The sequence below is a fragment of the Ideonella lacteola genome (genome assembly GCF_038066555.1).
Lineage (GTDB): Bacteria > Pseudomonadota > Gammaproteobacteria > Burkholderiales > Burkholderiaceae_C > Ideonella > Ideonella lacteola.
Map to the genome: position 1 here is coordinate 108,844 of NZ_JBBUTG010000011.1, position 13,258 is coordinate 122,101.

Consider the following 13,258-nt stretch of genomic DNA (forward strand, 5'->3'; position numbering starts at 1 on the left):
GGTGACAGGCGTGCGAGGAGGCGGTTGTCGCCAGGGCGACCCGCTTGACAGGGCTCGGCCCAGGCGTCACAGCCCAATGCCGCGCGCCATCAACGCCGCAGCGAACGGCATCAGTGCCATCACGGCCGCCTCACCCCACATCCATCGCCGCAAGGCGCGCACGGCCTCGTCAGAGGGCACGCTGCCGTCCCGCCGCCAGCGGATCAGCCGCACGGTGGGCACAGCCGACAACAAGCCGACGACAACGAACAGCCCGATCTTCAGCCAGAACATCGGCTGATGCGCATAGTAGGCCCAGCCCTTGGCGCCATAGACGGCGCGCAGGAAGCCTGCGGCCACCACACCGAGCGACATCAGGCCATACACGGCATCCACCCGCCCGAGTTGCGCCAGCCGTCGCATGCCGACAGGGCCGCTTGCAATGGCCAGCTCAGCCGCCAGCAACGCCACCAGCGTGAAAACCAGGGCATGGTGCAGCACCGCCAACGCGGCATCGAGTGCCAAGGGGCTCATGATCTTTCCATCGTCAAGATTGCAATGGACGCATTGTGCGGCGCTAAACTTGACAGTGTCAAGCCAGCCCGGCTGACGCTTGTTCCGACGAATGCCCACCCGACGATGCCGACACCCCCGCCCCGCCCCGCCGAAGACACCTACCACCATGGTGCTCTGCGCCAGGCGCTGATCGATGCGGCCGAAACCTTGCTGGCACAGCACGGGCTGGAGGCCTTCACCCTGCGCGAGTGCGCCCGGCGGGCCGGCGTGTCGCACGCCGCACCGGCGCATCACTTCGGCGACGCGCGGGGTTTGCTCAGCGCCTGCGCCGCCAATGGGCTGGACCGGTTGGCCGACACGATGGAGGGCTATGTGTCGCTGGCGCCGGACGCCGACCCCACGGCCCGCCTTCGGGCGGTGGGCCAGGCCTACATCGACTTCGCGCTGTCAAACCGGGCGCTGTTTCAGCTGATGTTCCGCCGCGATCGGCTGGACCCGGGCCACGAGGCCTTGCGCCGGGCGGGCCAACGCGTCGGCGACCTGCTGCGCTCAGCCATCGACGCGCTGCTGGCCCAGCGGCAATTGCCGGCGGACGAGCGCGGGCGCCGCATTCTGCTCGCCTGGTCGGTGGTGCATGGCTATGTCACGCTCGTGCTGGAGCAGCAGACCGGGGAGCTGTTCGGGCTCGATGCCGAACGCGGCCAGGCGGCCAGCGAGATGGGTGGAGAGCTGCTTCAGCTGGTGATGGCCGGGCTGGGCCACCCGCGGGAATGAACGAGGGCGTGTTCACACTGCGCAGCCCCGTGCGAACGAGCTGCCCAGGGATGCAGCGCCAGACGCGCGCTGCCGCCCAGGCGGGCGCCTGGGCAAGGTAGGTAACGCCGGTCGCCCTGGACGGCGCGTTCCCGAAGGGCCTGCGTGGCGTGAACAGGCCCTCATCAGATGGGCCCGCCGACCTGGCCCGTCACAGCCCGTCGAGCACCACCTTGCCGATCGCCCGGCCACTTTCGACGTGCGCATGCGCCTCGACCAGCGTGGCCACGCCCAGCTTGCCGAAATGCCGCGTCATCGTCGTTCGCAATGTGCCGGCGTCGACCGCCTTCGCCACCTCGGCGAGCAGCTCACCTTGGCGGGCCATGTCGGCCGTCTGGAAGCGGCTGCGGGTGAACATCATTTCCCAGTGCAACGAGAGGGACTTGGCCTTCAGCGGGCGCACGTCGATGGGCTCGTTCGAGTCGTCGATCAGAGCCAGCTTGCCCTGAGGCGCCAGCGCGTTGACCAACGCGGTGTAGTGCTGCGTCGTCTGCGTGAGGCTGGCCACCAGGTGCACCGGCCCCAGGCCCGCAGAGGCCAAGGCCTGATCGAGCGGGCCACTGTGGTCGACCACATGGTGCGCGCCCATCTCTTTGACCCAGGCCTGCGTGTCCAGCCGCGATGCGGTGCCAATCACTTCGAGCTGGGTGAATCGGCGGGCCAGTTGCACGAGGATGGAACCCACCCCACCCGCGGCGCCCACCACCAGCAGGCGCTGCCCTTCACCACCGCCCGGGGCCACGCCCAGGCGATCGAACAGCAGCTCCCACGCCGTGATGGCGGTCAGGGGCAGCGCGGCCGCTTGGGCAAAGTCCAGCGTTCGAGGCATGTGGCTCACGATGCGGGCATCGACGACCTGGCGCTCGGCATTGCTGCCCTGGCGATCGATCGCGCCGGCATACCAGACACGATCGCCGGCCTCGAAACCGCGCACCTCGCTGCCCACCGCCAGCACGGTGCCGGCCGCGTCCCAACCCAGCACCCGCACCTGCCCCTCTGGCACCGGCATGCCCGCCCGCACTTTCACATCCACCGGGTTGACGGACACCGCCTGGACCTGCACCAGCAGGTCATGCGGCCCCGGTGTCGGCTCGGGCAGTTCCACCAGTTCAAGCGAATCCGGCACGTTCAGCGGAAGGGGGCGTCGTTGGGCAATGGCTTTCATGGCAATGTCGCTTCAAGGAATGTGTGACAACGGGCGGCATCTTCTCAATCGCGCCGAACACAAACCAGACGTGGCAGACTGCGTCACTCACAAACCGTGTTTGTCAATGACATGGCGCGCCGCTCCCGCCCTTCCGTTCCCGCACCGGCCCCGGCACAGCCGATCGAGCTGCCTTCGCTGCGCTTGGCGCTGAGAGTGGCCGAGCTGGGCAGCGTGGCGGCGGCGGCCCGCGAGTCCGATCTGCTGCCCGCCACCGCCACGGCCGCCATACGCCGGCTGGAGGCTCAGTTGGGCGCCCCCCTTTTCGCCCGCAGCACCCGGGCACTGAAGGCCACGCTCGAGGGCGCCCAATTCCTCGAGCGCGCCCGCCATGCGCTGGCGCTGCTCGACCAGGGCACCGCCGAGCTGCATGCGCCGCTCACCCAGGTGCGGGGCAACCTGCGGTTGTCCGTCTCCACCGACCTGGGCCTGCACGTGCTGCGGTCGATGCTCGACGACTTCATGCGCCTGCATCCCCAACTGCAGCTCGAGCTGAGGGTCGGCGATCGGGTGAGCGACATTGGCCGGGAGCCCGTCGATGTCGCGGTGCGTTACGGCGTCCCCACGTCTGACGAACAGATCGTGCGCCTGATGGCCGACAACACGGCGGTGCTCGTCGCCTCGCCGGCCTACCTGGAGCGTGCAGGCACCCCCCGCAGCGTGGCCGAGCTCTCGATGCATCACGGCATCGCGTTGCGGCTGTCGGGCCGTACTGGCCAGGTGTGGACGCTGGTGCGACGCGGCGAGACCGCCGAGGTTGCGCCTCGCTTGCGGCGTGCCACCGACAACGGGCTGCTGGCACGGCTGTGGGCACTGGACGGTCACGGCATCGTGCTGAAGTCGCGGCTCGATGTGGCCGCGGATCTGCTGGCGGGCCGGCTCCTTCGGGTGCTGCCGGAATGGGAGAGCCAGGCCTATCCGTTGACGATGGTGTTCGCGCGTGGCACGCATCTGAGCGCACGCATGCGGACGCTGGCCGACTTTCTTCGCCCGCGGCTGCAGGGCCTGGCCGACAGCGTCAGCGACGGGGCGCTGCGTGCAGTCCGCCATCCACCGCCTGTTTGACATCCGCCGAAGTGCCCGCGCTATGCTGGCGACCCGTCCATCTTTCGAAGTACTGCGCCATGCTGCTTGTCATCACCGGTGGTGTTCTGACCTTGCTGGGTTTCCTGTCGGCGGTGTTCCTGGTGGCGGCGCCCATGGGGTGGATGGCCCACTCGCCCGGCTTGACGCTGTGGGTCCTGTTCCCGCTGTTCACCTTGCTGGGCTACGGTTTGCTGGTGGTCGGCAGCCGAGATCCGGCTGTGCGCGTACCGACACGGTGGCTGGGCGCCGCCCTGCTGCTGCTGGCCCTGCTGGCCGCCGTCGGGCTGATGGCCAGTGGAGCGGGCTTGCTGCAGTTGCAGGGCGACAGCAGCGCGCCCCTTTGGTACGTGCTGGTCATTGGCGGCCTGATGGGGGCCACCGGCAGCGCCACCGCCGGCAGGGTCACTCCCGGCGCGTGAAGAAGACGGCGCGATAGCTTCGGTAACAGAAGCCCAGAACAAAGGTGGCCATCAAGGTGATCGCCAGATACATCGCAATCACCAGAACCGACGCCGCCCCTTCGCCCCAGCCGGCCTTGAAGCACACCATGCCGCCAGCGACGATGGCGACCCCATAGGCCCGACGCTCGCCCGCGATGCGCGCGATCGCGCAGAACGACACCAGCACCCCGAGCACGGCCAGGCTCAACGCCAACCGAGGGCTGGTCGCGTAGAACCAGCCCCAGCGCTCTGCCAAGGAAATGGCCGGCGGTGCCTCCTGCTCGGTCTGCACGAGAGGTACCGCCGGATTCGCCGTCGAGGATCCCGCCAAACCATGCCGCCGCAGGAACGCCTGCAGCCGGGCGGACCCGCCGGCCGCGTCGGCCGCCCAGCGGTCGGTCGCGGCCGACAGACTGGTGTCGCTGGCCAGAAGGCCGTCGTGCCAGGTGAGTTGTGGGGCCCCGCCCTCGATGCTCGCCACCGCCAGGCGCCAGCGGGCCTCCTCGGGATCGAAGGCCTGAGGCCGGCACACCCAGGTCGCCCTCTGGCCTGGCGCCAATACCGGAACGGTGCCCGCCGCCGGACGGCAGCGCCATGTCAGGTCGGGCGCTTCTCGAATGCTCATCCGCAGCGACACCTCGCCCGTCGGCCAGGCCAGCGGGCCGCCGTTCTCGACGGTGAGCGCCCAGATCGGCGCAGCGCCGCGGCGCTCCTCCAGCCACAGGCCTGGCGCCTCTTCATACCAACGGTGGTGCGGCCATCGGGTGTCCTCGATATCGGGCAATCCGGCCTGGCCGCGCACTGGCCGCAGTTGTCGTGAGATCAGGCGGGCCCACCGACCGGGCCAGTCGTTCACCGATGCCGGGCGCGGTGGCCAGGCGCCGTCCAGCAACTGGCCGACTGTCAGCGTGGGAGGGACGGCCTCGCCTTCGGCCTGCCGCAGGTGAACGTCAAACAAGCCCTGGCGCAGTGCGTGACGCTCGGCGGTGTCAGCCGGCGCCGCCAACCGATGGGCTTCGAGCCAGATCCAATGCGTGCCCGCACCGCGCCCCAGCCGCTGGGCGCGCAGGGCCTGCAAGGCCGTGTCGGCCACCTCCAGGCCGCCCCACAGCCCCGCCCCCAACGTCACCACCGTCAGCAAGCCGGCCATCAGCAGCGGCGTCCATCCGCCCAGCATCGCGCGTTGCCATCGCGAAGGCGGCCGCGGCGGTGCCTCCACCGCGGGCGCTGCGCGCCGCTGTGTGCTGGGGTAGCGCGCCAGACGCTTCGCTTCGGCCGCGGCGAGTTCCGCCAGAAGGGCCTCGGCCACGTCGAGCAGCGGATGAATATCCGGCAGATCATGCGCGACCACCGGGTGTCTGCACCGCCCGCACTCGGTCTCGCGGGCCGGATCCAGGGGCGCGCCACAGCCGCGGCAGGCCCAACTGGCATGGCGGCCCGGCGATGCAGGCAGCGCGGCCATCAACTCGGCCCGGGGTTTCAGCGAATGCGCCAACCGGGGCAGGTCCACCACCAGCAGGGGTGAACGGCAATGACGACACTGGTCGCCCTGGGCCGAGGCCGGCGCGCCGCAGTTCAGGCAGTGCAATGCGAGCTGGTCCTGCCGCAGGGCGCGCCACTCCGCCACGCCGGGGGAGCGGACCAGACCGCGTTCAGCCAGCAGGCCGGCATGGCTGTGCAGGTGGCCGTGGCCGTGCGGGCACTCCAACGCCGCGAACAGACCGAATCGGCTTCGGTTGTGCACCGGCTTGAGCACCCCCGCGCAAATCGGGCAGGCGACGCGCTCGATGTCGGCCTCGGCCAACGGTTGCTGAGCGGCCCACTCCATCTCGCGCAGCAGGCGCACCCATCCCAGGGCGTCCAGGTGCACCGATTCGAATCGATCGAACCACACCAGCCGGCACTCGCCGCACTGCTCCACGGTCACCGAGACCCCTTTGTGGGAGGGCAGTGCCAATTCGCGCATCGGTCGGCGGCAGCGCGGGCAGGTCATGGAAGCCGATTCGGAACCGGCGCCCGAGTGAGTCAGTGTCGAAGTCACGCGGACGATTCTGGTCGACGATGCCCCGTGGCCCGACGGAGCCGGTCGCACCAGCCCAGCCGTGCGTGTCAAACCTGACACCTCGCCCCCGTGGCTGGCGCGGGGCTTGCAAGAACGGCGGGTCGGCAAACGCGGGCGGCACCAGGTCCACAAAAAGTGGCGGTTTCCTCCCTTGTTCGAAGCTGACACGAAACTGACAGCCGCGCTAGGATCGGCCCCAGCCGTCGCCAGGAGCCCCCCATGACTTTCAATCAACTGTCCGCGATGAAGGCCTGGATGGTCGATCATCGCCACGGTCAACCCGTCGAATACCACGCCTGGGATGCGGTGTTGACCCTGTGGCTGATGGGATGGATGGGGGCGCCGGCCTTCATCGTGCTGGACAATCTGTGGGCCGAGGTGGCCTGCGTCGCACTGTTCTTCGTGCCACGGGCCTACCTGTCGCTACGGCGTCGCCTGCACACCCGTCAGCGTCTTCGTTGCGACTGGCTGCACGTGGTGCAGCCCTCCGGGCACGCGGCCTGAACGCTGGCGAGGCGCGCCCAGCGTGCCCCGCGCCACGGCTCAATCGATCGGGCTGTCGTCGCCCGGTGAGTCGGCCGGCGGGGCCTCGGTGGCAGCGGGGCCCCGGTCATCTCGCGCAGCCCGGGCCACGCTGGCGGCCACAAGCATCTGCACCTGCACCACATCCACCGGCTGGCGCAGGCGGCACTTGAAACTGCGCACCCCGCGGCCACTGCCCTCGAGCAGCGACAGGCCCGGCGGCAGCAGATGACCGTTGAAGATCTGCAGGTTCACGTGACCGCGGTGCGGCGCGATGGCCAGCATCGGGGCACTGTCCCACAAGAACACCAACTGCCCCCAGCGAACGATTTCGGTGAGGCCCGGCTCGGCTTCGCGTATGGCCGCCCGCAGCGCCTGGGCGACCTCACGCTGCGCCTCGGGCTGGAAGTCGAGCCAGGCGGAAACAAGCGCTTTGGAGCGAGGGCCGGTGCGCATATCAGGACAACGGTCTACAGGGCGTGAGGGCTCAGAGCTGACGAGCCTGGAAAGTGTCGCAGTCCTTCACCCGACCACTCTCCAGGCCACGGCGGAACCAGGCCACCCGCTGCGCGCTGGTGCCGTGGGTAAAGCTCTCGGGCATCACCTCGCCGCGCGCCTGGCGCTGCAGCGCGTCGTCGCCGATGCGTGAGGCGGCGTTCAGTGCCTCTTCCACATCGCCGCTTTCCAGGATCTGCCGGGCCTGATTGGCATGGTGGCCCCACACCCCGGCAAAACAATCGGCCTGCAATTCGACGCGAACCGACAGGGCATTGGCCTGCGCCTCGCTGAGCCGGCCGCGGCGCTGCTCGACCTGCTCGTGCACACCCATCAGGTTCTGCACATGGTGGCCGACCTCGTGGGCGATGACGTAGGCCTGCGCAAAATCGCCCGGCGCGCCCAGCTGGCGTTTCAAGGTGTCGTAGAACGACAGGTCGATGTAGACCTTCTGATCTCCCGGGCAGTAGAACGGCCCCATCGCCGTCTGGCCCAGGCCGCAGGCGGTGCGCGTCGATCCTCGAAACAGCACGAGACGCGGTCGTTGGTAGGAACCGCCGGATTGCTGGAACAACTCCGTCCAGACGTCTTCCGTGTCCGCCAACACCGTGGAGACGAACGCCGCCTCGCGATCATTGGCCGGTGGCGCATGCGCCGGTGCTGTCGGCGCCGCCGTCTCCGCTCCGCCGCTGAGCAGACCCAGCATCGTCAGCGGGTTGATGCCGAAGATCCAGCCCGCGAGCACCGCAACCGCCACGGTACCCAGGCCCACGCCGCGGCCGCCCAGGGCGATGCCGCCACCGGGGCCGCCGCCCTCGTCCCGCCGATCTTCGACGTTGTCGCTCTGTCGGTTGCCGTCCCACCGCATGGCACCACCCTCCAGGTATTTCAAGCACCGCCCCGCCAAGGCTGAGAAACCGGCCTCACCCCGAACCGGAGGAAGCCATCCAGCCGCGACGTGGGCACTCTTTCGAATGTGGGGCAAGTGCCGCGCCACGCCAGGCGATCGCATCGGCCAGGTGCTGCCTGCACGGGTCAGCGCCCCTGCAGGTCATTGTGAAACTTTTTATGACAGATCGCGCTGCCGACCGCCACCGTAGTGGCAGGCGTGGAACATCTGCAACGCCAATTCCCGCAGCGAGGCATCACCACTGGCGTGGGCCAGCGCGATCTGCTCGTAGGCGTAGAGACGATCGAAGCACATGCGCGTCATCTGTACCGAATGCCCTTGGCCGGTCATCAGCCGATGGAAGCGCTGCAGCGCCGGCCAGCCCGCTTCACCACCCGCCGCCCCGAGCGGCAGATTGGCCCAGGCGCTGGCCGGCAGCCCCGTAGGCCAAGGCACATCGAACCGGGCAGCAATGGACCCCGTGGCAGTCGTCGGCATCGTTCGTCTCCAGCAACGCGGCCAACACGGGAGGTGGCCGCCTGGAGCGATCGTGCCGTGCGAGGTTGGCGCCTGTTTGTATGAACAAGCGTGTAGAGACCCCCGATTTCACCGGCACACGAGCTACACGCTCCCCAAGGCGAGTGGAGCCGATCCCAGGCGTGTAGCCAACCAAGAGATCGACCGAGCCTGTGAAGGACGTCACCTGGTGATTCGTTCGCGTCGTGGGGAATATCACGTCGGCGCAAGCGGGCAAGCCACTCGACAGACAAGCCGAACTCGACAATCCAAGGTTTGGCTCCGCGACGCAATCGATGACGTCGCCAAGCCGAAAAGCCGACTCTCCATTCACCCAACTCCGAGGGATATATACATGAAGAAACTCGTCGTCTCTGGCCTGGTCGTTGGCATGCTCGCTGGATGCGCCAGCTATGAGAAGCGCCCGATGACCCAAGAGTCTGCCAAGGCTCTGCGCGGCCAATCCGTCGCAGTTACAGCGCGCAAAGCCCCTGACTTCACGGCCATGACTCCAGCCAAGGCCGCTTTCGGCCTCCTAGGCGCGGCCGCCATGATCAGCGAGGGCAACGGCATCATCGCCAGCAACCAGGTGGCCGATCCGGCGTCGACGATTGCCGCCCAATTGACGGCCGCGATAGGTGCCAACTACGGCACCACCAGTTCTTCAAATGCCGTGGCGACCGACAAGGACGATGCGCCATCCATCGCTGCCAGTGCAACGTCGGCAGACCGGTTTGTGATCGACGTGCAAACCATCAATTGGAGTTTCGTCTACTTCCCGTCGTCATGGGGGCGTTATCGGGTTATTTACACCGCCAAGGCACGGCTGATCGATGCGCAATCCAAATCCGTCATTGCGGAGGGCTTCTGCAAGCGGATTCCCGAAGACGCGACAAACGCACCGTCCTATGACGAGCTACTCAACAACCAGGCCGCCCGCCTGAAATCAGAGCTCTCGCTCGCGGCCGAAGAGTGCGTCAAGACACTCAAAGCCGAAATGCTCGCACTCTGATCTTCAAGTCATTAATCAGCCCGTCTGTTCCTTTTGGGATGACGGGCGTTTGATCCGAATGAAGGGGTCAAGCCTTGGGCAGTGTCACTCCACGCTGGCCCTGGTACTTCCCGCCACGGTCCGCGTAGCTGGTTTCGCAGACCTCGTCGGATTCGAAGAACAGCACCTGGGCGCAGCCCTCGCCCGCGTAAATCTTGGCGGGCAGTGGGGTGGTGTTGCTGAACTCGAGCGTGACGTAGCCTTCCCACTCGGGCTCGAACGGGGTGACGTTGACGATGATGCCGCAACGGGCATAAGTGCTCTTGCCCAGGCAGATCGTCAGCACATTACGCGGGATGCGGAAGTACTCCACGGTGCGCGCCAGCGCGAAGCTGTTGGGCGGGATGATGCAGACATCGCTCTCGATGTCCACAAAGCTCTTCTCGTCGAAGTTCTTGGGATCGACGACGGTCGAATGGATGTTGGTGAAGACCTTGAATTCACGCGCGCAGCGGATGTCGTAGCCGTAGCTCGAGGTGCCGTAGCTGACGATCTTGTGGCCATCGGCCGCAAAGCGCACCTGCCCGGGCTCGAACGGCTCGATCATGCCGTGCTGCTCGGCCATGCGGCGGATCCATTTGTCGCTCTTGATGCTCATCGTCGGGGCCCTGGGGTGAGCCGGCGATTCTCTCACTGCGATGGCGCAGCCGATTCGAGCTGTGCCTCCAGGCGCGCCAGGTGGGCACGCATCCGTTCGCCCATCGCGATCTGCGGGTTGGAGTAGCCGTCGGTCTTGCCCGCCTCTTTCTCGCGTTGCTCGATCACCAAACGGGCCTCGGCGTGGGCCCGCTCAAACGAGCGGGTGTGCCGAAGTTGCTCGTCGTACATCGCCCGGCCAAAGAAGGTCAAGTCGGAGCGACGACCGCAGCCGTACGAGGTGTGTTCGGCATCCGCGGCGGTCATCACCAGCGTGTCCGGTTCGGCCAGCGCCGGCACCCAGCTGCCCGAGTAGCAGGCCGAGATCGACAAGATGCGGTGGCGGATGCCCGCCGTGTCCAGCCAGGCCTTCAGCGCGTCGGGTGTCACGGGGGCCACGTCCAACGGCCAGAAACTCGCGGCCAGTTCGCCCGATTGAGCACCGTGGGAGGTGAGGTGGATGAACAGCACATCCTGCTCATGGTCCATCAGCCGGCTCACCCGCTGGATCGCACGCTGCAGGTTCAACGGCGTGGCCCACGGCCATTCGCGTGCCGCGTCGCGGTGATTCACCAGCTGGATCACACGCCCTTGTGCGTCAAAGCGCTGCTGCACGACCTGGGCGACCATGCCGCTCTCGCGCCGGAAGACGTCGGCCTCGGCATAGGGCGCGAAGGTGATCGCATACACATCGATCAGCCCCTTGCGCTGGGGCTGCAGTGCATCGAGCCTCTCGGCCAGCAGGCGTGGCTGCAACTCCAGCGTTTCCTGGGTGAAGCTGAACTCACCCGCACTGTCGCCAGATTCATCTTCCATCGCGGCCGGATCGGGGTACCAACGGCGAAAAAACTCCGGGTTGGTGATGGAGCAACCGGCCACCGCGCACAGCAGCATCGACCCCACGGCCTTGGCCCGCGGACGGGCACTGGCACCACGCCACAGCAGCAGCACCTGTGCCAACAGGGGCCAGGCGGCCGGCAACAGCATCGCCACCCACAGCCCAGGCGTGCCAAAGGCCTGCCGCAAGTCCACCTCCCCCCGGGCGATGGGCAGCAACGCGAGGCTCACACCTGCGATCGTGGCCAGCGACTGCGCCAGCATCATCGATAACAGCGCCGCCGCGCTGGGTGCCTTGCCAGCGGCAGAGGTGGTCGATGTGGCGCGGGCCTCGACCATGGCCTGCGGAGGCACCATGAGCCAGCAGACCCAGGCCCACACCATCAGCCAGGTGAGGCTCGACAACAAGCCCGGCGCGTAGAAGACCGCCGGGCCGTCGATGAAAAGGCGCTCGAGCCCCACAGCGGCCGCCACACTCACCAGGGCCAGGACCGCCAGGACACTGGGCGTGACCTGCAAGCCCTCCCAGCGTGGCCGCAGCAACAGGGCCGAACGCAGGCCCTGCGCCCACCAAGCTCCGAGCGCGCCGCGGCGCATGGGCTCGTGGCCCAGCGGCCAAGCAGGCGCGCCCGAGGGCTCGCTCGGCGTCGTCAAAGGCAGTGCCGCCGGCGCGGCGGGGGCCAGGTCCAAGTCCACCATGTCTGATCGGTATGGTCTAGAAAGACCCGCACTGTAGCCACTCGGCCCGTTCGGGCCGTTGAGCGACCCGGCCCCGTTCGGGCCGATCATCGCCCGCCACTGGGAACGGACGTCAGTCGGGCGGCAGGCGATCACCGAGGGCCGCCAGCCCCGGCAGGTCGAGCAATTCGATCGTTCCATACCGCAAGGTGATCAACCCCTGCGATTCGAGCGCCCGCAACGCCTTGTTGGTGCTCTGGCGGCTCACGCCAAGCATCAGCGCCAACTGCTCTTGAGGCAGTTGCAGAACACGCCGCGGTGCCCCCGCGCGTCCGCCGTAGCCGTGCGCCACCAGCCACAGCCGCTTGGCCAGCCGCCCTTGCAGCGGCAGGTGAGCGATGTCTTCCACCACGCCGAACAACATGCGCAGCTTCGCGCAGGCCAGCCGGGCGATGGACTGCCAATGCGCCGGGTGGGCGGCCAACCACCCCAGCAGCGCCACCTGGGGCACGAGCCACAGTCGCGTTGCCCCGTCGGCCACAGCGTCGTGTGTGCGGGGGCGCCCATCGATCAGCGATATCTCGCCAATCCATTGCCCTGGCTCGACAAAGGCGAGCAGCGACTCGCTGCCGTCTGCCTGGACGGCACCGACGCGCAACGCGCCTTCCAGCACGCAACACAGACCCTCGGCCGATTGGCCGCGTGCGAAAAGCGCTTGCCCCGGCCCCAGGGCCACCCCATGGCCGAGTTCCATCAGTGCGGCGCGAAACTCAAGTGGCACTTGCGCAAACCAGCTGTCGGCCATGAGCACGTCGCGCCACGGTGCGAGCGCTGGCGGCCAGATCCTGCCTGGGTGCGCCTGGGGATAGTCCTGATCCTGCATGGTGCTGACGGGGAGCCGAATGTCGGTGATTTGACAGTCGAGGCGGGGGCGAGTGCATAGCATGCCGCCACCGCCCATGCCACGACAGGAGTCCTCCATGCGCAGCGCGACCGATCTGTTGATCCAGTATGCCCACTACCACCGCGATCGCCGCAACATCGCGACGCACTTCTTCGGCATTCCCCTGATCGTCTTCGCGGTCGGCGTGCTGCTGGCACGGGCCAGTTTCACCGTGGGTGGCATGACGCTGACGGCCGCCTGGGTGACGGCAGCGGTGGTCACCGTGTGGTATCTGATGCGGGGCCGGATCGACCTGGCGGTGGCCGTCAGTGCGGCCACCTGGCTGCTCGTGGCGTTGGCCCATCAGGTGGCCGGCGGCACCACCGGCGAATGGCTGGCCTGGGGCGTCGGCACCTTCGTGTTTGGATGGGTCCTGCAGTTCATCGGCCACTACTACGAAGGTCGCAAGCCGGCGTTCGTGGATGACCTGGTGGGCTTGCTGGCGGGCCCGATGTTCGTGACGGCCGAGGCCTTGTTCGCGATGGGTTGGGGTGCCGAGCTGAAGGCAGAGATCGAACGGCAGGCCGGCCCGACCCATGTTCGAGACATGAAGCAGCCGCTCGCTTCGCATTGAGCGCGGACGGTTCTCCC

The 13,258-nt window shown here is 67.8% G+C and carries 15 protein-coding genes; 6 read left to right on the forward strand and 9 right to left on the reverse strand.

Annotated features, from left to right (window positions below):
- Positions 1-66: 66 nt before the first annotated feature.
- Entirely contained in the window at positions 67-513 is a 447-nt protein-coding gene (locus AACH06_RS17460; RefSeq protein WP_341427032.1) for a DUF2214 family protein, read from the reverse strand.
- A 105-nt stretch (positions 514-618) separates the two neighbouring features.
- Here AACH06_RS17460 and AACH06_RS17465 point away from each other — a divergent pair, with 105 nt between their 5' ends.
- The gene (locus AACH06_RS17465) at positions 619-1,269 is read left to right on the forward strand and encodes a TetR/AcrR family transcriptional regulator (RefSeq protein ID WP_341427033.1); all 651 of its coding nucleotides are present in this window, start codon (positions 619-621) and stop codon (positions 1,267-1,269) included.
- A 190-nt stretch (positions 1,270-1,459) separates the two neighbouring features.
- On the opposite strand, the gene AACH06_RS17470 is transcribed toward AACH06_RS17465, so the two are convergent.
- The gene (locus AACH06_RS17470) at positions 1,460-2,473 is read right to left on the reverse strand and encodes a zinc-binding alcohol dehydrogenase family protein (RefSeq protein WP_341427034.1); all 1,014 of its coding nucleotides are present in this window, start codon (positions 2,471-2,473) and stop codon (positions 1,460-1,462) included.
- A 96-nt stretch (positions 2,474-2,569) separates the two neighbouring features.
- Here AACH06_RS17470 and AACH06_RS17475 point away from each other — a divergent pair, with 96 nt between their 5' ends.
- Both AACH06_RS17475 and AACH06_RS17480 read left to right on the forward strand, forming a co-directional pair.
- A complete protein-coding gene (locus AACH06_RS17475; protein ID WP_341427035.1) occupies positions 2,570-3,577 on the forward strand; it encodes a LysR family transcriptional regulator in 1,008 nt (335 codons plus the stop codon).
- Between the two features lie 59 nt (positions 3,578-3,636).
- Entirely contained in the window at positions 3,637-4,017 is a 381-nt protein-coding gene (locus tag AACH06_RS17480) for a hypothetical protein (protein WP_341427036.1), read from the forward strand.
- Here the strand turns inward: AACH06_RS17480 and AACH06_RS17485 are convergent.
- Positions 4,001-6,031 carry a zf-TFIIB domain-containing protein gene (locus AACH06_RS17485; RefSeq protein WP_341427037.1) on the reverse strand — a complete coding sequence of 677 codons (2,031 nt, stop codon included), beginning with the start codon at positions 6,029-6,031 and terminating at the stop codon, positions 4,001-4,003. The two genes, AACH06_RS17480 and AACH06_RS17485, sit on opposite strands and share 17 nt — an antisense overlap.
- A 288-nt stretch (positions 6,032-6,319) precedes the next feature.
- On the opposite strand from AACH06_RS17485, the gene AACH06_RS17490 reads away from it, so the two are divergent.
- Entirely contained in the window at positions 6,320-6,604 is a 285-nt protein-coding gene (locus AACH06_RS17490; protein WP_341427038.1) for a hypothetical protein, read from the forward strand.
- A gap of 39 nt (positions 6,605-6,643) precedes the next feature.
- Here AACH06_RS17490 and AACH06_RS17495 read toward each other — a convergent pair whose 3' ends face one another.
- The 3 genes from AACH06_RS17495 to AACH06_RS17505 all read right to left on the reverse strand — a co-directional run bounded on the left by AACH06_RS17495 (position 6,644) and on the right by AACH06_RS17505 (position 8,504).
- Entirely contained in the window at positions 6,644-7,078 is a 435-nt protein-coding gene (locus AACH06_RS17495) for a DUF1801 domain-containing protein (RefSeq protein ID WP_341427039.1), read from the reverse strand.
- A gap of 31 nt (positions 7,079-7,109) precedes the next feature.
- Positions 7,110-7,985, reverse strand: a complete 876-nt coding sequence (gene ypfJ / locus AACH06_RS17500; RefSeq protein ID WP_341427147.1) for a KPN_02809 family neutral zinc metallopeptidase — start codon at positions 7,983-7,985, stop codon at positions 7,110-7,112.
- A 198-nt stretch (positions 7,986-8,183) separates the two neighbouring features.
- Positions 8,184-8,504, reverse strand: a complete 321-nt coding sequence (locus AACH06_RS17505; RefSeq protein ID WP_341427040.1) for a hypothetical protein — start codon at positions 8,502-8,504, stop codon at positions 8,184-8,186.
- Positions 8,505-8,877: 373 nt separating this feature from the next.
- Here AACH06_RS17505 and AACH06_RS17510 point away from each other — a divergent pair, with 373 nt between their 5' ends.
- A complete protein-coding gene (locus AACH06_RS17510) occupies positions 8,878-9,534 on the forward strand; it encodes a hypothetical protein (protein ID WP_341427041.1) in 657 nt (218 codons plus the stop codon).
- Positions 9,535-9,601: 67 nt separating this feature from the next.
- Here the strand turns inward: AACH06_RS17510 and dcd are convergent, their stop codons facing one another.
- The 3 genes from dcd to AACH06_RS17525 form a co-directional block, all read right to left on the reverse strand.
- A complete protein-coding gene (gene dcd, locus AACH06_RS17515) occupies positions 9,602-10,171 on the reverse strand; it encodes a dCTP deaminase (protein ID WP_341427042.1) in 570 nt (189 codons plus the stop codon).
- Positions 10,172-10,203: 32 nt separating this feature from the next.
- Entirely contained in the window at positions 10,204-11,745 is a 1,542-nt protein-coding gene (locus AACH06_RS17520; RefSeq protein ID WP_341427043.1) for a C13 family peptidase, read from the reverse strand.
- Between the two features lie 112 nt (positions 11,746-11,857).
- Positions 11,858-12,529 (reverse strand): Crp/Fnr family transcriptional regulator, encoded by a 672-nt coding sequence (locus AACH06_RS17525; protein WP_341427044.1) that lies wholly within the window; start codon positions 12,527-12,529, stop codon positions 11,858-11,860.
- A gap of 175 nt (positions 12,530-12,704) precedes the next feature.
- Here AACH06_RS17525 and AACH06_RS17530 point away from each other — a divergent pair, with 175 nt between their 5' ends.
- Complete coding sequence (locus AACH06_RS17530) at positions 12,705-13,241, forward strand: Mpo1 family 2-hydroxy fatty acid dioxygenase (RefSeq protein WP_341427045.1); 537 nt, start codon at positions 12,705-12,707, stop codon at positions 13,239-13,241.
- The last annotated feature ends 17 nt before the right edge of the window (positions 13,242-13,258 follow it).